This is a genomic window from Paenibacillus sp. 1_12 (genome assembly GCF_900114475.1).
GTDB lineage: Bacteria > Bacillota > Bacilli > Paenibacillales > NBRC-103111 > Paenibacillus_S.
Genome location: NZ_FOTE01000016.1, coordinates 111,600 through 135,566, shown reverse-complemented (window position 1 = coordinate 135,566; position 23,967 = coordinate 111,600). Strand labels below are relative to the sequence as shown.

Genomic DNA, 23,967 nt, shown 5'->3' with positions numbered 1-23,967 from the left:
GAAGACAAATTAAACCGAGCAGCGGTCTCATTGATGGATGCCCCAAATTCGTTCATGTAATTGAGTACATCTATTTTAAATTGAATCTCGTGATTTGTATACGTTGATGTAATTCCTTCCTCTCCATGCTTTTGATAACGTAATACCCATCTTTTTAGTGGTGCAGTGCTCATATTACGTTCTTCAGCAATTGTCTTATATGACGCTTTACCTTCTAGATAAGCCAGGACAGCTTCTAATTTCTCTTCAGTTGAGTATTTAGCCAAAAAAACTACACCTCCAATTGTTAGACTGTGTCTAACAATTGGGGTGCAGTTCATTGAGCATTCCGCCATCGGACAGCCCCTTTTACACAGATCGTTACAGTTGCCGATCAACCCTGCCTTCTCCAGCATCCGCTGAGTGATGCCCACCGTTTCTTGACAGCACCGTCCCGTACCAGAGTCATTACAGTTTCACTTGCAGAGCTCTGAGAATGACCGTAACCGCCTCGGCGCGGGTAGCATTCGCTTGCGGCAGTACCGTATCGTCTGCATAACCGTTGATCAGGCCTTTGACTGTCGCCGTTGCAAGAGTCATTCGTGCCCAGTCGGATATATCGGAGCTATCCGCGAAGCTGACATTCTTGTCCGTCAGACTAAGCTTGGCGGCGCGAACGACGATTGCTGCCATTTGCTCGCGGGTAATGAGGTCGTCCGGCCCGAAACGGTTGTCACTATACCCGGCAACAATACCTGCTCCAGCGGCATTCGCAATCGCTCTCTTGGCCCAATGGGTTTCCGAATCCGCGAAAGTTTTGCCGTCTTGCGCTCCAAGATGGAAAGCTTTCACAATGACAGTTACGAATTCGGCTCTTGTGATGTTCGCATTCGGCATAATCGTGTTGTCCGGATAACCGTTAATCGCGCCGAGCTTCACCAATTCCAGAACGTTCGCTTCAGACCAATGCCCTTTGATATCGGCAAAATTCACTTCGTTCGTTTGCGGCTGAGGCTGTGCAGCCTTCGCTTTGTCCGACGCCAGAACGGCAAATTTCGTGAAATAATTTGCCGATCCGGATGCCGTCCCGCCCGCTTCATCGACTTTCAATTCATCCAATGGTACCCATTTATGGATTTGTTCGTTCAGCCAATACACGCCTGCCGTCGACTTGGAAAAATCTACCTTGGTCTTGTCGAAAGGCAGCGTAATGACGACCGGCTTGCTAAATCCGCCATCCTTGTCTTTCTTGATCTCGTACACCTCGCTCACCAATTGCAAAACGCTATCTACCGGGAGAGTTGAGGTGTCGCTCACTTTATCCACCGTAACCTGAATGTTGCTAGCCATCGCTCCGGCTGGAACCTCAATTGTTGCTCCGCTCAGCGTGACCGTTCCACCGCTTGCGGCCGCAATCGTTGCAGAGTTGGTTGCGGCACCGCGGCCTCCCCTGCCGGCACTGGTTACGTCGTTGTCCGTGCTCGCAGGGGCATCCGGCGAATAGATGACGAAGTGGGTAAAATGTTTCGTCCAAACCACGAGATCATTGCCAACCATAATTTTGGCGTCTCCGCCTGCGGCAATTTCATTATTTGCCGCTGTCTGGGTGTCCGCGGTTACCGTGCTCGTGATCTCGGTAAATACACCATTTCGTACGACGGCGACCCTTTTGCCCCCTTGGTTTAGGAAGCACAAGCGAACCGCCTGATCGAACGTTAACGATACGTCCGTCGATCCAACTTCAACGACGGCGCTCACGTTGCCCCTAATGTCCGTTACGCTGTTGTTGCTTAGTGCTTGCGGCAGCTTGATCGAACCGTCCCAAGAGACGGGAGCTGTAATTTTCGTTCCGGTCGCAATCGCTACACTCACGTTGCCATGCGAGGTAATTGCTTGCACGTCCACTAACGGAAGCGTCGCTTCTTTGTTCGATCCTACCGTTACCGGTGTGACCACAATCTTGGCATTCGTTACGTCCGAAGGGACGGTAATGGACACTGGTTCAATCGTCACCTGAATGAGTGCATTGGAGCTGGCTGTTATCACTCTGGCTCTAGTCACGATCACGGTGTACGTCTGCGTGGTCTTTCCGTCTTGTGCCGTCACTGCCACGGTGATCGGATTGCTGCCTACGCTCAGGCTAATCGCCCCCGACGTTTGTCCGCTCGACACTACCGTTCCGTTCACCTTTACGGTCGCGTTGCCGTCTGATACCGTTGGCGTCACTGTCACCGATGTTACGCCGTTCGCGACGCTCGCTGCGTAGAAAATTGTAACGGGATCAAACGACGGGATCAATGTTATGCCTGATAATGCCATACTGCTCAAATTCGCATTATTGGATGTGCCCGGTGTTGCGGCTTTCGGTGTTGTGCTGACTTCGTTGGAGTAACTGCCGTTTCCTCCTGCATTGCTCGCTTTTACTGCGAAGTAATAGGTCATGCCGTTCGTCAGCCTCGTTGCCGTGTAGCTGTAGGTCGTCCCACTTACCGTCGCTATGGGGGTTAATCCATAGGAACCGAAAGCCGTTCCCTGATAAACGCTGTAAGTGACGGCTCCTTGTACACCCGTCCACATTAACGTCACTTGTTCGTCCCCTGCCATTGCTGTAAGTCCAGTAGGCGCGGATGGCGCTGAAGGCACTGTCGCATTAACCGTGAGGGTTACCGCGTCGCTCGTCACGTTACCAGCTGTATTGGTAACTAAGACGGTATAGCTGCCCGCATCGCCGGACTGCGCACCGACGATGCTCAACGTTGCCGACCTCGAGCCGCTGATGTTCCCACCGTCTGTCAGCGCTGCACCGTCTTTCTTCCATTGGTAGCTGAGCGGTGTATCGCCGCTGGCTGCAACAGTGAAGGTTGCAGTTTGTCCCGCCATCACCATCTGATTGCTTAACTGCGTTGTGATCGACGGTGCCACCGTTGCCCTCGTCCACTTCGCGAACAGCGTCACATTGGACGAGCCCATGCTGAACGTAGCCCCTGCGGCATAATTCGTTCCGTTTCCGTCCATTTGTGTATTCCACCCTGCGAACGTGTATCCCATCTTTGCCAGATTTCCCGTGTTGCTGTATACCGACACCGTAATGCCCTGCGCATATGAACCGCTGTCGGTCGGCGCGTTGCCAGACGTAGCGCCGTTGCCGTCATACGTTACTTGGTACCTCTCGGCCGTCCACTGTGCGTACAACGTCACATTCGCAGCGCCCACAATGAAGGCGCTGCCAACGGTATAGCTCACTCCGCTGCCGTCCGCCTTCGTGTTCCAGCCCGCGAAGCTGTAGCCGCTCTTGACTAAGCTTCCCGTATTACCGTAGACCGTCACCGTGGCGTTTTGATCGTACGCGTTGGCGTCGACTGGGACGGTCCCCCCCGTGCTGCCGTTGCTGTCGTAGTTCACGGTACGGGCCGGATGAAACGCGTTCGAGACGATATCCGTCTGATTCCCCGCCGCATCCGTCGCGCGTATATGCAGGTACCAATCGCCGCTCACGTTCGTTTTGGCTAGTGTTTCACCACTGGCGAAGCTCGTCCACCCTGAAGTCGGGACCGCAGTATCCTGGGTCCAGGCATATTGCAGCGAAGCGCCCCCGCTAAGTGCATCGGTAGCAAACACCGCACTGGAAACGGTGCTCACATAAGAATCGTTGCCGTTGGTTGAAAAGCTGATCTCGGGAGCAGTGGTGTCCACAATGAAAGTAATGGATTTTATTACTAGTGGATTATGGCTATCTTCAGCTGAAACACTGAGTGTATACGTTCCCTCCGAGAAACCAGTAATCGGGAAACTTCGGTTAATCGCTTGATCGCTTCCTGTCGCGTACACCATATCCGAAACACTTGCAACAGTCAGGTTATTTTGATCCTGGATCCTATAACTCAGCGTAATCGGCTCCCCAATGCTTCCATCCTGCAACATCCCGGTAAAAGAAATTTGATCCTGTCCGGGAGTAAGATTATAGAAAGTCGAAGGCAAGGGATTCACCGATAAAGCAGGAGAGAAAATAAGCAAATACGGGTAGGTCTGTCCTTCCCGAATCCCCCACGTACTCGTAAAATTCCATTGACTATAAGTACTGGAAGATTTCAATTGTGCTGCTGTCATTCCCTTTATAGTTGGTATGTTTGCGTGTGTATTACTTCCTATTGCGTTTGAAACATTGTCTTTGTTCCAATATGAAACACTATTTGAATTCATTATTGGGTCCTCCTGATACCCAAGGATACCCCCTGCATATTTCCCAGTTACTTTGCCTGTGGCATAGGCACCTGTGATCTTAAACCAGAGTACACCCGAGCTGTGTTCTCCAACTAAACCGCCTGCAAAATTAACACCTGATACATCCCCTGTCGCATAGGAATAGCTGATTAACATGCCGGTTAATGAACCAGCCAGCGCGCCTACGGACGTATTACCCGATACGTTGGCGGTCGAATAACAATAGTTGATGGTGTCACTTTCTCCAGCCAGACCGCCTACATATGTCCCGCCAGATACGTTACCAGTTACATAGGAATTATTAATGGTATCATCGGTATGTCCTACCAGCCCCCCTACATAATCGTGACCAATAACATTGACATAAAGCAATCCTACATTCGTTAATGTTCCTTTCCAAAATACATAACCAAATAGCCCCACGAAATCCAGATCAGACCGATTAATCGTCAAGTTCCGAAGGACATGTCCATTGCCGTCGAAGGTTCCTGTAAAAGGATTGCTTTTGTCCCCAATCGGCATCCAACCGTTTCCATCGCCCGAGTCGAAGCCCGCTAAATCAATGTCAGCACCCAATTTATAATGCTTGTCCAGAGTGTTACGCATTTGATTTAATTCTTCCGCAGTCTTAATAATATACGGATTAACTGCTGATCCATTACCCTCAGTAAAGGGAAGAGAAACGTCCGCCTTTGCTTGCTGGATAGGAGCTAGCAACAAAAAAACCATCTGAAATAAAAGACAGAAGATCATTGCATAGCTTATTTTTTTGCTCAAAGCATCCTCAACCTTTCTCGTACTCCTAGCCGTTATCGAATTCAGAACCTCTTCACCTATACACAATGTACAGCCATAATAAGAAGTTCACCATACCCCAAATGGGGTATTTTCGATGTTTTTTAGGTTAACGAATCAGGCCTAAACTACGCCCAGCATCCACCGCCTTCATCCGCCCACTCACCGCTAACTTGTCGTAAATATTGCGAGCATGAACCTTCACCGTTTCTCTTGCTATGTTCAACCGTTCAGCGATCTCTCTATTGGACAGACCTGAGGCCATCCATTGTAGCACTTCGAGCTCGCGTATCGAGAGGAGTCCCGAAGCAGAAGCGGGTGTATCCAGGCCAAGCCCAAATAAAACCGGGCGAGGATTCGACTCGGCAATTAATCGTTTCGCATAGAACACCTGCATCGCCAACATTCGAAGTACACCGAGGCGTTCAAGGGAGAAAACGCCCGAAGATAAATGATTCTCTAAATATAGCAAGCCGGACAGTTGTTGACCGATCAATATCGGCAAACAGATGACCGCCTTCGGTCGCCATTTTTTCACATAGTCAGTATCCATATAAGGCCCATCCTGAGTGGCATCGTTCAAGTAGACCGACTGTTTTCTGGCAGCGGCAGATTGAATAATTTCCTGACTGGCACCACAGTAATGATCCAGCGAAACAGTCTCGCTCTCAAAGGTCCAGCCTTGGCCCGCCGCTGACTCCGCTGTATGTGCCACGGTAAAGTTCCGATCCTCCATTGTGACCCAACATCCTCGCGAAGCTCCGGCTTGCTCCAGCACGATCAGCAGCAGCTTTCGCACCCGCTCGTGTCCATCAGTCTCGGAAGCAAATATATGTGAGGCCTTGAATACCGCAGTCAGGTCAAGCATCTGGGCGTATCCGCTGTCCGAGAAAGGAGTTGTTCCATTTTGGCGAATCGGTATAGAGCTGAAGGCTGCCACCTGATCCAACATTTGCTGTGGAACTGAGGGATTCTTCACAACCTGAAGATCGTTGCTCCTACGCTCAATCGCCACCCCTTCGTTCCAAGGCAGATCATCCTCCAAGCCAAGTTCGAAGTCCCTGAGCTCTCCGTGATCCTCCCACTGTTCAAGACATCGCAGCAGATCAGCACGCAGCCCTTTCGCACTGTTATAACGAGACTCCGGCGTCTTAGCCAGCAGCTTCGATACAATGGCAGCGAGCATCTTAGTCACCCCAGCCTTATCCACTAACGACGGGGGCTGCTTGGCAATGTGCGCGTGAGCCCATTCAAGAGGTTCCTTCGCCTGAAAGGGTAACTCTCCAGCCAGCATCTCGTAGAACGTTACGCCCAGCGAATATAGATCGGTACGTCCGTCGAGTAATCGACGCGAACCTGCCGTTCGCTCCGGGGCCATATAAGGAGGGCTTCCTTCCAACTGAGTTGCATTCAGCGATTGTCTGAACGGTACGGAGTCGCTGAAACCGGTCAAGCAGACCTGCATTTTGTCCTCAACTAAGATAATGGTATCGGGCCTAATATTCAAATGCAGCAGTTCATGACGATGCAGTTCAACGAGGATATCACAGATCTTGATCGCAATCTTCAGAAAATACAGCGTTTCCGTTCTACCGGCGTACATATATTGACGTAGAACAATACCGTTGATGATATCGAAAATCAACACCATCGAGCCGCTCTGCCGAAGCAGTGTGTGAGGTTTGAGGATCCCCTCCATCTCTAGCAATGCCAGCGTCTCGTATTCATGAATAAGCTTCGAGTTCTCGATCATGGTTCTTGGTCCGTCCTTGACCATTTTCCATAGTATGATACGTGATACATGCTCGGAATAAGCGTGGCAAATCCAGATATTATCATCTTCATACACCAGATGGACAAAATGATACCCAGGGACAGTAATCATTACACTTCCTCCTTGTTCCGTTGATGTCCTTATTATAGCAGGAATTGAGAGAGGGGCGCGGGACGCAATTCATTGCCAAGCGTAGCGATTGGCAACTTCTTAAGCCAGTTTGAGCACGATTTGACGACTAATGTATTTGTCAACTGAAAATCCAGCCACGCAGTCATTTAAAAACCAGCCACCCCGTCAAAAAATAAAGGCTTTTGCGGCCATGCTTTCTAATTTAATTGCTGAGTTTGCAGCCACTTCTTCGTTTACTTCAACCGGTACGAATTTCTATGTAGAGCCTCAATTCCCTTTAAAGTCTGATCCGCTGTAAGAAACGATTTGAAACCAAGCATTGGTTTTGTGATTTTCTTTATGAACCGGTGATCTTGCTCCACAATGTTGTTTAGATATTTTGTCTGTCTAATCAAAGTATCTTTTGTTAAGGATTTCTCATTTATTAATTCTTGTATGGCTGGTGGATAGGCTGGACTTTTATCCAAGGTGATTACACGTGGGATTTGAGTATGTGGAGAGGACAAAGCCTTTGTAAAGAAGCGCTTAGCTGCCTGCATATCCCGATTTTCAGATAGTATGAAATCAATGGTTTTTCCCGTAGAATCAACGGATCCGTATAAATACTTCCACTGACCTTTAACTTTGATGTAGGTTTCGTCAGTCCTCCACGAGTCGTTTGTAGGTTTCAAAAAGTGGCGGATTCGTTTGTCTATTTCGGGCCCAAACTCATGGACCCATCTCATGATAGTCGTATGGGAAATCTCTAATCCCCGCTCGCTCATTATTTCTACGATGTCTCGATAGCTTAAACTACATTTTAAATATCAACGCATTGTTAGTAAAATAATTGCTGATTCATACTGCTTCCATTTAAATAAATCCAATTTAGTTTCCATACTAAGTTGCTCCATCCCATGACTTCATTATCAGTTACGGTATCATGAATTAGAGCTTTGCACCACAACCCGATCTACAAACAGTAGGGTTGCATTTAACTTTCAGCAGCCCTTTTTCTGTAATATTTCGGGCTGATCGTAACTTTCTCATCCAGATACTTCTTCCAACAGGTATTATCTCTGGAGGGATCATTGGCTTGCTCCGTGAAATATCCCCATATAATGCCTTTCTCAAACAAGAAGTAATCCCTCCCTCTCTGATTTCCAAACTACTCCTCGGAAAAACCTTGGTGCAGACCCCAACCGAGATGAGGAACAATTCAAGGATGAAAAGATCTATAATTCTATCATCCGCTTCTTTATTCAGTTGGATGAGGAAAAATCAGAACAGTTGCAGCTAATTATAATCAATAATCGTTATCCAGAATTTTTATCAGAGGCGCAGGTTGTTGCAGAGTTTGACGGTGATGGTTCAAAAGGTTTACCTTATGGATTTATTGATGATGCGGGTATGGAGTCGTAGTCACACAGTATACAACAGAAAATTCCGTTCATATCTCGAACTTCTTCCGAAAGAGAAATGAATGCATCTCCATCCCAATGTCCTTTCGCTTTATAATTTCCAGTTTCCCGATATTCGTTATCCAGTCCGATTGATATATCTACGGTTTCGACTCCCAAAATTTTCTTAAATACAGCTACATCACTCTTATTAGAAAAGTTAAGCGAAAATGCACTATAATCGAGACCCGTTTTCTTTACACGATAAGTCCTTCCACTAATCTCATTAGCGATCACCGGAAGCTGAGGAGTAGGCATTTTGGAAGAATGGGCCAGACGTACTTGTTCTTTCATTTGCTGGTTACCTACTGCATTAACTGGAAGGGCTTGTTCGGATACGGCAGCGCTTTTAATACGTGTGAATATTCTGTTTGTCTCTATCATGGGGTCAGTATCCCAAATATCACTTGTCATTACAACCACAAGATTCTTCTCGGGCGATATAAAAATTCCTGTCCATAAGAACCACTTGTATAAAAATAATCCAGGCCACCCCACCACTGATATCCATATATAAAACCGTCCCAGGAGGTTAATAGCAGACACAAAGATAGCATAGCTCCCAGTATCTTAATGCCCCTCTTGTCAATAAACCAAGTGCCAAATTGTCACATGACGCTTTCAAAGTGGCTGGATATCATGGATGACGAAATGCAACTTGTTGTTGTGACAACTCCTTTGCCATACTGGGCTCAGCCGATTGTTAAGAGGCAAATCTAATGGACAAGGAGACATCATTTATGAAGAAATGGATTCGCACGAATCTCGCAGTTCTGCTATTAACTGCTACGGTCATTAGCGCTTGTATGGGACCAGGGAACCCACCCAATACCCCGCAGGCTCCCGCACCAGTTGCATCTGAGGAGGCCAGCCTGGAGGGGCCACGGGATACCAAGGAACTGGAGGCCTTTGCAGATGGCATTTTTGCGGACGCGATGAAGAAGTTTAATACGGTTGGTTCTAATTTTGCGGTCGTATCGAATGGGAGAGTGCTGCTAAGCAAGGGTTACGGTTATGCCAACAGGGAAAATAAAATTCCTGTAGACAGCAGTACCGTATTCCAAATTGGTTCTGTGACGAAGCAGTTCACGGCATTGGCAGCTATGCAACTGGTCGATAAGGGAAAGATTGATTTGCATCACGATATCCAGGAATACCTGGGAGGGATGAAGGTACCGAATACAACAGGAAAAAAACTGACGATGTACGATCTGCTTACGTATACCAGCGGCTTTGACAAACCGGATATCCTCTCGGGATCAGAACCGGAATATGTGAAGCAATTCTTCCCGATGAAGGAGTCTCTCGAATTGAATATGCCGACTGTTGTCAGGCCTCCGGGGGAAGCGTACACCTACGATAATTTTGGATTCACACTGGCGGGGTACGCGGTAGGGGAAGTATCGGGCATGTCATTCGCCCAGTATATGGAGGAAAATATTTTCAAGCCGTTAGGCATGAACTCGACGAATGTGCGGTTTACCCCCGAACTGTTGGGGAGAATGGCTGCCCATTATGGGCCAAAAGGCGAGCTGATCCCCCTGGAGGGATTCAAACCAACCGATCGGCCTAGCGGCGGCATGGTATCAACCGCAGATGACATGGTGAAGTACCTTATGATGCATCTGAACAAAGGAACGTATGAAGGCAAAGAAATCTTAAGCTCCAAGAGCATCGAGCAAATGCACACCTACCAGGTGTTCCCTGACAAAGAGTTCCCTGTCACAACCATCGGATTCGAAGGCTACTTCAAAGAGAAGATGAATGGTCATCATGTGGTTATCAAAGGGGGAAATGTAACCGGTCATTCTTCCTTGATTGTTATTCTGCCGGAGGAAAATACAGCGTTCTACATGTCCTACAATAACGACTCCATGATGAGTCTCGACGTGTATGAGGCATTTATGAATCATTATTATCCAAGAAAAGAAGAGGCTCCACAGCCATCCTACTCGCCAATCAGTGAGCAGCAGGCTAAGGACTACGCGGGATTGTACCAAAACACGCGTCTTGGATCCATAAGGACCCACGTTTCCTATTCAGACGGAAAATTGGTTATGGAGACAGGAGATCTGGGCAAGAGTACACTGAAAATGATCCGCCCTTTGCTCTTTGAGGATGAATCCGGCAATAAAGTATCCTTTCAAAAAAATGAGGCAGGCCTAATCACCTATTTCTATTACATGCAGCTTCCGCACTACGTGGGTTATGCACAAAAAGTAGATATGGGTGCGCCATTCACTGATGTACCGGCGGACAGCAAGTATGCGTCTTATATTCATAATCTTCATGCTTTGAAGGTCATGAACGGAAAGTCGGCCACCCTCTTCGATCCGGATGGAACGATAACTCAAGGTGAGTTCTCGGAGTTGCTGCTGCGCGCCCATGGCTGGCATACTATGCCTTATACGGTTGAACCAAACAAGAAGCAGATGATGTCCGGATTGCCTGATTATCAGCCTGATTCTCCTGTCACCAGACAGATGGCGGCAGTTATGATCCAAAACCTGAGGCAAGCTCAGCATGGTGCCAAGATTACATTGAGTGGCGAAACGGATGCTTGGGCAGTTGAAGCCATCACAACCCTTGTATCCCAAGGCATCATGGACCCGGATACCAAGATCAATTCGGACGGCTCCATCAACTTCCGTTCCAAGCAGCTGCTGAAGCGGCAGGAAGCGAGTGCATTATTGGATCTGGCATTTGATTACTACACATTGCCAATCCGTAATGAACTGAAACCATAATTCTGAAAAAGTAAAAAACGGTCTTTAAAAATCTAAATGGCGGGTGTTCGATCATACGAAGCAGAATCACTCCGTACGTCGGCATCCGCCACCATGATAAATAACTTGAGGGTTATTCCAGAAGCCCAGCCTCCCTGGCTTTTTGCACCGCTTCCTCCCGGTTACGGACCCCCAGCTTCACATAAGCCGATGACGCATAGTTTCGAACCGTGCCATCGGATAAATACAATTTGGAAGCAATGCTTTTATATCGCAGCCCTTTGGACACGAACTGTAAAATTTCAAGCTCCCGCGGCGTTAACTCATAGGCCGATGACGCTTTGATTGGCGAAGGATCATCCCCGCTATTATCCGCTTCCAGTTGAGCAAACAATTTGTGCGACATGCCCTGATCGATCAGCGTACCCCTGCGGTAGACGGTGCGTATCGTTTCGGCCAGCTCTAACGGCTGCATGGACTTCAACAAGTATCCGTCCACCCCGCTTCGCATCGCCTCCAGAGCCTGTCTGGTATCTTCGAACGTGGTGAGAATCAGAATGCGAATGTGGGGCCACGTTTCTTTTATTGTACGGGATGCGGAGATTCCATCTACATTCGGCATTTCCAAATCCATAAGTACCAGCTGCGGCTGAACCTGCCTGCACAGCTCGATCGCTTGCTCGCCATCCTCTGCCGTCCCGACAACCTGCAAATCCTGCTGCTCCTCCAGCAGAGTCCGCAAGCTTTCACGGATAAAAGGTTGGTCATCGACGATCAACAGGCGGATGATTTCGTCCTTAAGCTCCGTTTGTCTGGGCAGTGTACAGGTAACCAGAGTGCCTTCTCCCCGCTCCGTATAGACGGCTACATAGCCTTGCAAATTCATCGCCCGCTCCTTCATGGCACTCATGCCGAAGCCCTCCCTCCCATGCTCCATCCCGCGGCCGTTATCTTGAATTTCCAGTCTCGTCTGCTGGGGCTCGAATTGCACGGAAACTTTAATCTCTGTCGAGTTTCCATGACGCACGGCATTCGTCAGCGACTCTTGCAGGCAACGATAGAGTGCTGTCTTCGCTTCCTTCGTTAAAGGGTATTCTTCCCCGTAGGCATGGAAACGAACCGTCACCTTGGCATGCTCCTGAAACTCCTCCGCCAGCTTCCTCAAAGACTGAAGCAGCGGGAGCGCATCATGAGGCGATTCGATTTGATGTACGTAGCTTCTTATCTCCTCCATATTTTGGCGGGCTAGGTTCAAAAGGGAGTCGAGCCTTTTGGTTCCTGTATCCGTTGCCAACTCAGGACGCAACGTTTCCAATCCCATAATGAGGGAAGTGTAGGCATGACCGACATTATCATGAAGTTCTTTGGATAGCCGGCTCCGCTCTTCGGCAAGCGTGATGCGCTCGATTTGGGACAGATACTGCTCCAGCACCGCATTTTGGTCACGGATAATTTCGCCTTGACGATGATTGAGCACGAGTAAATGGAAGGAGAATCCGAAGACATACGCCATCCCGATGTGAACGGCCATAACCCAGTATTCACTCTGCTCTGCAAGCAGCTTGATTATGGCTGGCAGGAGCAATATGGATACAGGCCCTGACCAGATATAAGCCCTTTGCCCGCTGTGAGCAGCAATTAAAAAGGCATACAGCAGGAATGAGAAGTAGGCTTGCGGAAAAAATGAAGCTAGATACAAGCACAACCCGCCCGAGATCACGATTTCGGTAAACAGATAGTATTTATAATGGAGCTGCAAGCAAAGCCATGGAACGGAAAAAGCAATCAGCTGCCACAGCACAAGGACCTCAATCGGCAGCGTGAAATATTCTTGCAGCTCTATGCTCGTAAACATGAGAGAAATGCTGCATATCAGGCGGATTATGAACATGAGCCAGTCGTACCAGTACCATTGCTTGACCATATCGAACAAAACCATCAACCCCTAAGACCTTCAGTATGACATTACGTTACTAGTATAGAGTAAACTGCTATAGAGTAAACTACCATCCAGCGACCTACGAGGCAAGCCGGGCATGGCGTCTACCGGTTCACATGCTTGATCATCAGACACGTGTAGCCACCTATCAAGCGCGCCAAGCGGCCCGCAAGCCTTGAGCTCACCATCATAAATACGACCCCTGTGGCAGACACCATCACGGCTTTGGCAACCGTATCTACCGACGCACCCATAAAGGAAAGGTTGATAAACCGATAGAGGAACGGGACCGCAATCAATACAAGCGGCAACGCGTAGAGCAAGGTCGCACTGATCAGGCTTAAAATCCCTATCGGAAATTTCAACAGCAGCCAGCCAATTGCGATCCAGTTGCGTAGGTTCAGCAGCACCTTTTTCGCTTGAAGCCAGTTGGACACATCCGGGATGACGGATTTAACGCAAGGCTCGGTGGTAATGTCCGTATAGATCTTGGTCTGTACTCGTTCAAAATGCAGGAAGGCGGTCGTCGTCCGCAAAACGCGAGTCAGGAGAGGAACGCCCGCGACGGTAAACGCAAGGCTCAAGCCCAATGTTAGAGCGACCAGATAGAAACTGAAGTAAAACATTCCGGTGACGAAAGTAAGCAGTAGGAAATAACCGTTTTGAACAAAATTGACAACAACGGTTCTGGTCATCAAAGAGCCCACATCCTTTCCACGTAGTAGATGTATTCTACGGATCTTGATGTCAAATCCGCCAGTGTCATAATGTCATATGACACAAAATGAACGGAGCTACCCGCAGCAACGAGCGGGACAGGTCCCCAGATGTCGGATGACAAGTACATTGTCCGATTAGCCCTCAATGGTCTGTTAAAAACAAGAATGAGCCGCATCCCATGCGGCTCATCTAATAATGCAAGTACTTAGTGGGAGCATATAAGCCTAATACCTGCTTATTAATATCCCTAGATTCACTTTCGAAATTTTCTGGATATTCCAATCCATAGTATCTCATGGAATATGCCAGTGATGTATGCATCTTCTCATTCATTCTATTCACCTTTTTATTTTGCTGGTTTGGACACACTAAATTCACTTTCTCATGGTTATTCTTTTTGAATTCAAAGAACGTTATTGGCACTCCACTCGCTAGATGCTGCAGTTATACTCCGAAGCAGCAGGCCAATTGACGAACCTCACCCCTGTCCTGAAAAAAGATGCCCCCCAGGCCACGGAGAGCATCTTAGACATTTTATCGAAGTCGTCCAGCAGCGAGCAGAACCTATCAATCTGCCGGAGCATGGCGTTGGTATGATTAAAATTTTATCAGCCATCTATACATCTGTGGAAACCGGCAAAGAGGTTGTTCTATAGCCACTTAATGCGTATAAATCATTTTCAAGATCTGTCAGATACTTACAGGTGGCTATTGATTATGGGCCATTATCTGAGCGCATTCTTCCTTGGCTTACTTCTCCAGGCGGTAGCCTCCGTGGAAGACAGGTCCTACATATTTGTTAAAGGTGTAGCCGTTACGGATGGCTGCCGAGACGAAATCCTTGGCCTTCGCCACGGCTTCGTTCACGGACAGGCCGCAAGCTAGGCCGCCAGTAATTGCTGCGGCAAAGGTGCAGCCCGCTCCGTGGTTGTGAGCCGGCTCAATCTTGGCCGTCTGGAGGATCGTATATTCAGTGCCATCGAAGAAGATATCGACCGCATGTTCGCCGCCCAGCGCCTTGCCGCCTTTCACGACAACATGACGTGCACCGAGGCCGTGAATTAGGCGGGCGGCTTCCTTCATGCCCTCAATTGAAGAAATCTTGCCAAGTCCTGACAGTACGCCAGCTTCGAACAGATTAGGTGTGACCACTATAGCCAATGGCAACAGCAGGTCGCGAATCGCTTGTGCGCTCTCGGGATTCAGCACCTCGTCTTCTCCCTTACAAACCATAACCGGATCAATAACCACGTTAGTCTGGAGATTCCCCTTAATGGCTTGCTCTGTTACACGTACAATTTCTACACTACCCAGCATGCCGGTCTTCATGGCATCCATCGGGCCCCCTGCAAAGACAGTCTTCAATTGCTCTGCAACAATTGCGGCATCGATAGGATATACATTGTGATGCCAGCTGTTGTCAGGGTCCATCGTAACTATTGTTGTCAATGCGCTGAATCCATAGGTGCCATATTCTTCAAAGGTTTTTAGGTCCGCCTGAATGCCTGCGCCTCCACTGGAGTCGCTTCCGGCAATGGTTAAGGTTTTAATGATTCTTGACATTGAGAATATCCCCTTCTCTTATATCTAAATTTATAAAAAACGAATTTTCTTGATTATAACAAAAATCAGCATCCACGTCTTCGAAAAAGTAAAGTACAGTTAGTTCATTGTTTATCCATTCATTTAACGAAGCTTTCGGGTTCTGACGCGATCAAGACAACGGCTTCCCCGATTCGCTCCTCTACCTTTATGCGAGCTGCAGCTCTCCTTTGGATTTCCGCCCACACAGTCGGATATATCTAGAAAATCATTATCTTTCTTCACTTCGACAATGCCTGCTTTCAAAGGCTCAAGAGGCGGATAAATGGGTGAGGCTATCTCCACCCCTGTTCCTGTATGCCTCCTAGCGAACTATCTTAGTAAATCTGGTTCTCTTTCATTCATCAATCAAATCTAACCTCCTGTAAAAATGCTGTGCTTCTTCTTTGGCTTGAATTGAGGTCAGCACTAGTCTACTGCCCACTTGTTTCATCTGATTCTCCCCAAAAAGAACTACTTGCTTTCCTGCAACCTTGCCTCGATACTTCTCATCAATCCATATCATATTCATAAGAGGGGTGTTATCCCAAAAGTAACCATGCTTCATCCATTCTATGTTCATGCCGGTGTTTGTCAAGATAGTTGTCGCGATCTCTTGAAAAAAGTAACGGTTTAATTTATAGATTTTTGCCCAGCTTGAATAGGTGTCACTTTTTCTGGGTTGAGCCATACTTCTTCCTCTAAACTCCAGTTGCGAGTGCTACCTGACCAACGTGTTGGATGTGACGAGAACTCAGTAAATCTCCTCTCAGTGCTGCCAGCATTTGTCCAAGTTGACGAGCACCTTGTCCCGGACTATTATGTCACTCCGTCGTGAATGTAATCAGGTTCTTGACATCGACTGATGACAAGAACCTGATTACATAACTAAAAACAGCCGCAACTTTATCGACTTTTAATGTATCACTGATGTTGACTTCCGACAGTATCACCCATATGTGTCGGATGACAAGAACATTGTCCGATTAGCCCTCAATGGTCTGGTCTGTATTCCTAAAAATTCTTTAAAAACAAGAATGAGCCGCATCCCATACGGCTCATCTAATAATGCAAGTACTTAATACAACTGAGATCTGTTGTTTTGTCGGTGCAGAATAATTGGTTGTAACCTCGATGTCTCTTTGGTGGAGCAGGGTTATATAATGAGAACTAATGTTCGTTATCGGCGAAATCCCCTTCAGATCGGCACCGATTTGTTTCATTTAGAACTGAAAGTTTAACGTTTTCTTTATTCCCGATAGATTCAATTTAGTGATCCCGCTTCCGTATTCACCAAATGCATAAGGATTATCAACAAGCGGATAATCGTCTTCGAGTACTGGTCTTCCCTTCACGGTGCATATACGTTCCCAACCTAGCTCTACCTTGCCAATTGAAGGGGAGGTATATAGGATATCTTCACCCAACAACTCAATTGGGGCTTCGCTTATTGATTTCGTAAACGAATCAAAGCTTCCCCATTCCTTCGCGCTCCCCACCTCCAAAAGCCAAATGTTCTGCTTGTCCAGACAGAGAAGCTCCCTGCCGCCGTATTCGCCATCAGCAACTACGTGGTACGGCTTCAACGAATAGATAGCTACATACGCATCGCCCTTTTGCCCGAACAGCCAGCCCTGGTGCTCCCGCACTTGGTCAAACTGTTTAGTGGGAAAGTAACAATGTGTAAACCCAGCCACGGAATCTATGCGGTAAATATAAGCAAGGACATTGCGATAGGCAATAGTTTTCGGCATCCGGTATTGCCCGCCCCAATAAGAAGGCCTCGTTGTCTTAGATTTGTTGCTCTTCCGATCGGCGATTTCAGTCGCGTTGCAACTGCTCCTTGCGAATGAATCACTGGACTTCTCCAGCCTAAAGGATCTGGCAGACGAGCTTCGTGGGGGTTGTGGTGCAAGAATTAATAAAGATCGCAATTTCCCAATAAATTGTAATTAACTATGCCAAAATACCAAATATTTTATTAAGCCATTCAAATGTAGAGAGGACAGATGAATTATTTTCGGCCTGCCCTTTCCTAATCATATGCATGGCCTCGATTCCCTTTAACGTCTGTTCTTCAGTTAGAAATGATTTGAAACCAAGCTTTGGTTTTGTGATTTTCTATAAATCGGTGATCTTGAAATTTCCCCTTTATTAATTCTTGTACGGCTGGTGGATATGCTGGATTTTTATCCAAGGTGATGACACGTGGTAGTTGATTATGTTGAGCGGACAGAGCCTTTGTATTCTTCCATGCGGCGGGCTTCACCATTAGCTGGTCGAGCATGGTCGTCCAATCAACGGTATCCGTGCGTTCACTGACGAATTCTCGATTGTGTCGGGGTATGGCATCACCGGCCTCGTCTAGAGGTTCGATGAAATGCGCACTGACACGCACAACGACTTCACGCTCGGCGTACATTGGTGAAGATCAATACGTGTGACACCACAGAGAATAAATTTGCCGTAGCCGTTGGTTTTCACATGCTCATAGCGGCAGGCTAGCGTGATGACAGACATAATTGAAGCAGATCATCAACATGCGTGGTAGCCAGACACACCACAGTATCGGCCGCACCATAATAAATCTTTACCTCACCGGTATCTTCAAGAATCATACCACCGGGGAAAATGACATTATTGCGGAAGCCGCCTTCGACCTCATAGCTGGCTTCCGGTGCAAGCAGCGGATCCTTGTACATACCGAGGATTTTTCGGGGATTGTTGAGATCCAGTAGCATGATACCAGCGCAATATCTTTTTTTCCAGGTTGGCTCCCAGCCATTTTTCCCTCTTGTCGTGTCAAGATCGACCGAATGGAACGTAGTCAGCCATCCTTTATCAGTCTTGATTGGAGGTGCAGCAGGTCCTGTCTTATCATTAGCGAAAGCAACATCTTCTACAGCCAGCAGCAAATCGGAATTTCCCCAATACTTTAAATCCGGAGACTCCGAAATCCAGGTGTCAAAGCGGTCGACCCCACCCCTGCTGTATACGGTAAATGGCCTTTCCAAACGAACATATTTATCGTTGATTTTCTCGGGAAACAGCACCATATTACGCAGATCGGGAGTTGATAAGCTTAAGATTTCAAAGTTTACAAAATCATCCGTTACGGCGATACCGCCTCGAATTCCATGCTCGGTATCTACTGCAAAGCACATGTAGCAGCGGCCATCAATAACTGTAAGGCGCGGATCATAGGCACGAATGATTTCTTGATCACGAAGTTTAAAGCATGGCTTCGGTCCGACCTCCCAGTGAATCCCGTCATCGCTATAAGCTATCCCCAGATCTGTAGTAGAAGCAGGTTCAATCGTTTGCTCACTTATAGAGCCGTAATCATTGCGGAAAATCATCACGTATTTGCCATTAAACTTGGTCACTCCGGCATTAAACACAAGTGCGGTTGGATAGGGTACAAGTGCAGCATCGAGAATCGGATTAGCTGGGTGACGTTGAATGAGCTTGCTAGACGTTAAAATGCTGGATTGAGTATTGGACATAAGTTGTGCCTCCATATTGGACGATTGTAGATGAACATTAACCTTTAAGCGAACCTGATGTCATTTGCATAAAGGACTTGTTAGCAAAGATATAGACAACCAAAATAGGAAGAATCGACAGACAAGCGCCAGCCATCATAAAGTGGGTTTGTGAGGCTGCGGCTATACCGTATTTTAAATTCGCCAAACCTACGGTTAATGTTTGCAGGTTGGGTTTGCTCATCGTAAAGACCATGGGCAATAAATACTCATTCCAAGCGTGTCGGAAAGTAAATAGTGCACATACAGCAAGACCCGGCCTTAACAAAGGCAAAGTCACCCTCCAATAGGTTCCACCCAGGGAACAACCGTCGATTGTGGCAGCTTCATCCAATTCCCGTGGTATTCCATTCATAAAGCTGAGCAGAATAAAAAAGATATACGCATGCGCACTAATTAAAATAATTACAACTGCCCAAAGCGATGTGTGTAAATTCAAGCTAATCATCAATTCAAATTGCGGTCTCAATACAACTGCACCCACGGAAACAAATAAGGTGCATCCTTGTATGGTGACGTACAGCTTTTTACCCGGAAACTCCAAACGATCAATGACATACGCAGCCATCGAAGCGACAATGAGAGTTCCAACGGTTGTACTAATACTGACAAACATGCTGTTCCAGGTGAAGGTGGAGAAATTGGCCTGCTTCCAGGCTTGCACATAATTTTCGAACATCCAATTCGAAGGGAATATAGTGGCCCCTGTAGTCAATTCCATATTGGTTTTGAAGGAACCGAGGATCGCGATTAATACAGGAAATAATGTTAGAAATGCAATAGCCAGCAAAAAAATCCATAAAACGATTTGCCCAAGCATGCGGGACAATGTGGATGGTTTAACGGTCGTGTTCGGCCTGACAGCTGCCTGCATGTTCATGATTGGACCTCCTTAAAGTTTTCGTTAGAAAACTGACTTCGTAAGCATATGCTTTGTTTTCGTGAGAAAACTAACTTCGTAAGCATCATCTTTGTTTTCATATCAGAAATTTTTATTAACGCGTTTGGACGTATAAAAGTAAGCGAGCGTAATCACGCCGACGATCAGAGCTGTCACGAAACCGACGGCACTGCCATAGCCGATATCCTGTACAGCCTGAGAATCACCCACAACTGGGAAGAACAGCTTATACACATACAAATACATAACTTCCGTTTTCCCTATTGGTCCACCGCCGGTTAAGACTAGGATACTTTCATAACCTTTAAGGGCATTAATTATCGACAGCATAATAATAATTTGCAAAACAGGCCCAAGCATCGGGATGGTGATATACCAGAACTGTTGAATTTTATTGGCGCCGTCCAGTGCTGAGCTTTCGTAAATATCATAGGGAATATTTTGCAATCCGGCTAGAAATAGCAGCATATAATTGCCGATAGCTCCCCACACAGCAACAAGAATGATCGTCAGCAGTGCATAGTCGGGACCGAGCCAATCGATATTTTTCGCAATGATCTGGTACTTCATGAGAAATTGATTCAGAATACCATTATAGGAATTAAAGATCGCAAAAAATACAACTGCCATAACAGCAGAGCTAATAATCGTAGGCATAAAATAAATCGCTCGCAGGAAATGTCTGCCCCTTAATCCCCTGTTAAGTACAACTGCCAGAATCAGAGCCAGAGGAAGCGACAACAGTACCTTCCCACCTGCAAAAATAAATGTGGTGACAACTGAATCCCAAAACTGCTGATCTCCCATAATTTGTGTAAAGTTATCGAAACCGATAAATCTTTCCTTACCATAACCTTTATAATCGTAGAACATATATCTCATTGCCCAGCCAATCGGATACATTCCCAAGACCACAGTCAGAATAAAGCTTGGCATCAAAAAACTATAGGCAAACCCGTACTTCCCTGCTTTATTCATGAAATATCAACTCCTATAGCATAAATTCGGATAGATAAGGATGGGGCGAGAACCCCATCCAACTTGGTCGCTGCATGAAATTATTTGGCGAATTGTCCCCCAAGCTTCGCTGGATCAAAGTCCGCAATAGGGCTTGCTTTAAATTCGCCCGCTTGCATACCGGCAGCCAGTGCTTCATTATAGCGCTTGTTCAAATCTGTGATCACTTCATTTAAATCGCCACCGCTTAGCATGTATTTGAAAAAGGCGTCGCCGTATTTGATTCCTTTGACATTAACGCTTGGCTGGATTGGCCAAACGCCATCCACTTTGTTAGGCAGGAAGCCTTCAATTCCGCCAATATCAGGTTTTTTTGCTTTTGCAATAACGGATGGAATCATTGAGATGCCAAAGCCTTTTTCATGATACGTTTGTAATACTTCCTCTTGATACATGAAATTGATGAATTTCCACGCTTGGTCCTTTTTTGTCGATTTGGAGCTGATCGATAGCCATTGCCCACCCAGAAAACCTGAAGCACCTTTGATACTGCCATCTATGCTCGGTACGGGAGCTGCGGCCCATTTGATTTTCGCCGGGAATTGACTTTTGTAAACACCTGGCTCCGAAGCGAAGGACATGTACATGCCGATCTTACCTTCAGCAAACTGTGCTCGAAGCGGGTCGATATCGAGAGATTCCATTCCCGGCAGTGTACTGCCGTCATCCTTCATTTGCTTAAAGGCTTCGATGATGGGCTTAAAGCCGCTGAAATCAAATTTGGCAGTTTTGAAATCAAAGCCATAGCCTCCATATCCGCTGACCTCAGCGATAACGCGAGCGGAACGGGTCAACGCACTCTCCGGGCTTTTGAAGTTTTGTGCAAATCCGTAAGAGCCCGTTGCTTTTCCGGCTTCTGTAAGCTTTTTGGCGGTATCGACCATTTCCTTCAGCGTTGTAGGCGGATTTTTGATCCCGGCTTTTTCAAACAAATCGACATTGTATATTAAGCGCATCGTCGTTCCATAGTTCGGTAAGCTGTACATTTTACCATCAAAGCTGTTCAAATCAATCATTGCCGGGAAATTTTTCTTCTGCTCAGCAGTCAAATAGCTGTCGATTGGCGCCAGGTATTGCTTTTTGTAAAAGGTTTGAATCGTATTTTCTTTGACACGAATAATATCCGGTGTCTCCGCTGTTGAAAACGACAAGTCGATCGCCTGGTTGAAGTCATCCGTTTTAACAACAAGTTCAACCTCAATGTTATCTTTATTCGTTGTATTGAACTTTTCAATCACTTCTTTAATATAGTCCGCATCATGGCGGTCTCCAGTCCAATAAGTCAGCTTGGTTTTGGCTGTAGGCTTGGTCGCTGTATCCTTGTTGTTTGCAGGTGCAGCTCCCGGATTATCGGCTGCCGGAGTGGTGCTGCATGCCGTCAATCCCGTTATCAGAAATAAACAAAATGCAGACAGTGCCAGTTTTTGATTCAGCTTTGTATTCATATTGATCTCCCCTTATCTATTTCGTTGTTTTAGCTTACAAATTGATTATAAGTGTTTCATGCCTGTTACATAATGCGGTTAACCCAACATTAAGGGCAGGTTTTCATACAAAAAGGGAAGAAATTCATGATTGAATTCTTCCCTGGGATGATATTTTAAATTCAGATGGTGTCATGCCCGTATGTTTTTTGAAAATATCACTAAAATAACGCCGATGCTCATAACCAAGCTCTTGTGCGATTTCCTGAACCTGAAAATCATCAATCAGCATGTTTTTCGCCTTTTCCATCTTTTCCTGAATCACAAATTGCTGGAACGAAACGCCGAGTACCTTTTTGAACAGGTTAGAAAAATAGCCCTGGCTGAGATTAATTTGCCTGGAGCAATGCTCCAACGACAAATCCATGTGCAGATTGGCCCGGATGTAATCCTTGACCTGATGAATAATCTTTATCGATTCATGGGAACGTTCTTTCTCGATCCATGCGCAGCCTTCCAGACAGAGCTCTTTCAATAAGGTTCGAAACTCCTGAAGCGACGGCTGGCTTTTACTTTTAAACTCATTCATTTTCGTTTCCATATGATGAACAGTCTCATAGGGGAACTTTTCCAGCATCAGCCTGAAAATTTTGGAGGACAGCTCATAGCATACATTTTCCACGTATTGCGGCTCGGGAAGCGGAATAATATCAACTAGATCGTTGAATATTTCTTCAAGCAAATGCTGGCTTTTGTCACTGTTACCTGAGCGGAGGGCGAATAGGAAGTCTTGCTCTTTTGAAATCGAATAGTTCGGTATGCCTCTCTGTCCAGTTGCCATATTCGCACAGCTGAATACACCGTTGCCTTCGGTATAAAAATGATAAGACAATGCATTCAAAGCCTGTCGGTATGAATGAGGCAGTTCATGAATGCCGTGTACACCAAGACCTACTCCGATAGATACCGTAAATCGAGTATAACGGGCAATGTTCAAGCAGCAGGCTTCGGCAATTTCAGATGCTATCTGATCATCCTTACAGTTCATTACAACCACATAACGGTTGATAGATTCACGGAAAATAATACCCGTAGTCACCGAGGTTATTGTTTCTTCCATAATATTTTGAAGACTGAACCGTATCAATTCAATTTCCTGAACAGGCAGCGACTGATACTTGTCCATAAATTGATCGATTTCAACAATGAAAATGACGAAGTGCTTCGGCTCCAAATCGACCCCGAGAAACTCCCAGCGCTGTTTGGCACTTGCCTCACTCGTCTGGTGATGCAGCAGTAGCGTCAAATATTCTTGCCTCAGGATCGGCAGGCTTTCCTTGATTTTCTGCTCCATTTCCTTGAGTCTGATCTGTTCTTTGTGCTCCATTTCACAAGCCAGCTTGGCTTTCAATACAACGCTGACAATTTCATCGACAGCAAACGGCTTTTTCACAAAATCAAAGGCCCCTAGTCGAATGGCCTGTTGAGCATAAGAAAAATCAGAGTATGCACTCATAATAATAATTTTGGTTCGTGGTGATGCTTCCAATATAGCCTGAGTCATTTCAAGTCCATCCATACGAGGCATACGAATATCGGTTAAAATAATGTCGGGCTTCATTTCCTGTGCCAGACACAGTCCAGCTTCTCCGTCCAATGCTGTACCGACGATCTCAATCTGGTGATCGAGCCACGCTATTTTTCGTGAAATCATATCGACAACCATCTTCATATCGTCAATGACACATAATTTAATAAGGTTAGGCGATTCCAT

17 protein-coding genes and 1 pseudogene are annotated in these 23,967 nt (G+C 46.6%); 1 reads left to right on the top strand and 17 read right to left on the bottom strand.

Annotation, left to right across the window (positions count from 1 at the left end; genetic code table 11):
* From BM210_RS35015 to BM210_RS26530, 6 genes and pseudogenes are all read right to left on the bottom strand, one after another.
* A partial coding sequence (locus BM210_RS35015) for a helix-turn-helix domain-containing protein (RefSeq protein ID WP_177238016.1) occupies positions 1-266 on the bottom strand: 266 nt, incomplete at its 3' end.
* Between the two features lie 181 nt (positions 267-447).
* Complete coding sequence (locus tag BM210_RS26545) at positions 448-4,977, bottom strand: S-layer homology domain-containing protein (protein WP_091175220.1); 4,530 nt, start codon at positions 4,975-4,977, stop codon at positions 448-450.
* Between the two features lie 127 nt (positions 4,978-5,104).
* Positions 5,105-6,880 carry a protein kinase domain-containing protein gene (locus tag BM210_RS26540; RefSeq protein WP_091175219.1) on the bottom strand — a complete coding sequence of 592 codons (1,776 nt, stop codon included), beginning with the start codon at positions 6,878-6,880 and terminating at the stop codon, positions 5,105-5,107.
* 278 nt (positions 6,881-7,158) lie between these two features.
* A pseudogene (locus tag BM210_RS26535) lies at positions 7,159-7,794 on the bottom strand (IS6 family transposase); the annotation flags it as partial.
* 80 nt (positions 7,795-7,874) lie between these two features.
* Complete coding sequence (locus tag BM210_RS35010) at positions 7,875-8,018, bottom strand: hypothetical protein (RefSeq protein ID WP_177238015.1); 144 nt, start codon at positions 8,016-8,018, stop codon at positions 7,875-7,877.
* A 247-nt stretch (positions 8,019-8,265) separates the two neighbouring features.
* Positions 8,266-8,724, bottom strand: a complete 459-nt coding sequence (locus BM210_RS26530) for a hypothetical protein (RefSeq protein ID WP_143101098.1) — start codon at positions 8,722-8,724, stop codon at positions 8,266-8,268.
* 356 nt (positions 8,725-9,080) lie between these two features.
* Between BM210_RS26530 and BM210_RS26525 the strand changes: the two genes are divergently transcribed.
* Positions 9,081-11,087: a serine hydrolase domain-containing protein gene (locus BM210_RS26525; protein WP_091175237.1), complete on the top strand. Its 2,007-nt coding sequence runs from the start codon at positions 9,081-9,083 to the stop codon at positions 11,085-11,087.
* A 112-nt stretch (positions 11,088-11,199) separates the two neighbouring features.
* Here BM210_RS26525 and BM210_RS26520 read toward each other — a convergent pair whose 3' ends face one another.
* The 11 genes from BM210_RS26520 to BM210_RS26465 all read right to left on the bottom strand — a co-directional run bounded on the left by BM210_RS26520 (position 11,200) and on the right by BM210_RS26465 (position 23,967).
* The gene (locus tag BM210_RS26520; RefSeq protein WP_177238017.1) at positions 11,200-12,990 is read right to left on the bottom strand and encodes a helix-turn-helix transcriptional regulator; all 1,791 of its coding nucleotides are present in this window, start codon (positions 12,988-12,990) and stop codon (positions 11,200-11,202) included.
* Between the two features lie 119 nt (positions 12,991-13,109).
* A complete protein-coding gene (locus tag BM210_RS26515; protein WP_091175211.1) occupies positions 13,110-13,700 on the bottom strand; it encodes a sensor domain-containing protein in 591 nt (196 codons plus the stop codon).
* A gap of 775 nt (positions 13,701-14,475) precedes the next feature.
* Positions 14,476-15,288: a bifunctional hydroxymethylpyrimidine kinase/phosphomethylpyrimidine kinase gene (gene thiD, locus BM210_RS26510; RefSeq protein WP_091175209.1), complete on the bottom strand. Its 813-nt coding sequence runs from the start codon at positions 15,286-15,288 to the stop codon at positions 14,476-14,478.
* 376 nt (positions 15,289-15,664) lie between these two features.
* Positions 15,665-15,952, bottom strand: coding sequence for a GNAT family N-acetyltransferase (locus BM210_RS26500; RefSeq protein WP_371263555.1), 288 nt, complete (start codon positions 15,950-15,952; stop codon positions 15,665-15,667).
* A 577-nt stretch (positions 15,953-16,529) separates the two neighbouring features.
* Positions 16,530-17,060 carry a hypothetical protein gene (locus BM210_RS26495; protein WP_091175204.1) on the bottom strand — a complete coding sequence of 177 codons (531 nt, stop codon included), beginning with the start codon at positions 17,058-17,060 and terminating at the stop codon, positions 16,530-16,532.
* 323 nt (positions 17,061-17,383) lie between these two features.
* Positions 17,384-17,728, bottom strand: coding sequence for a hypothetical protein (locus BM210_RS36325; protein WP_091175202.1), 345 nt, complete (start codon positions 17,726-17,728; stop codon positions 17,384-17,386).
* A gap of 79 nt (positions 17,729-17,807) precedes the next feature.
* Positions 17,808-18,812, bottom strand: a complete 1,005-nt coding sequence (locus tag BM210_RS26485) for a glycoside hydrolase family 130 protein (RefSeq protein WP_091175200.1) — start codon at positions 18,810-18,812, stop codon at positions 17,808-17,810.
* A gap of 37 nt (positions 18,813-18,849) precedes the next feature.
* Entirely contained in the window at positions 18,850-19,725 is an 876-nt protein-coding gene (locus BM210_RS26480; protein WP_091175235.1) for a carbohydrate ABC transporter permease, read from the bottom strand.
* A 108-nt stretch (positions 19,726-19,833) separates the two neighbouring features.
* Positions 19,834-20,730 (bottom strand): carbohydrate ABC transporter permease, encoded by an 897-nt coding sequence (locus BM210_RS26475; protein ID WP_091175197.1) that lies wholly within the window; start codon positions 20,728-20,730, stop codon positions 19,834-19,836.
* A gap of 80 nt (positions 20,731-20,810) precedes the next feature.
* Positions 20,811-22,214 (bottom strand): ABC transporter substrate-binding protein, encoded by a 1,404-nt coding sequence (locus BM210_RS26470; RefSeq protein WP_091175196.1) that lies wholly within the window; start codon positions 22,212-22,214, stop codon positions 20,811-20,813.
* Between the two features lie 124 nt (positions 22,215-22,338).
* Entirely contained in the window at positions 22,339-23,967 is a 1,629-nt protein-coding gene (locus BM210_RS26465; protein ID WP_091175195.1) for a response regulator transcription factor, read from the bottom strand.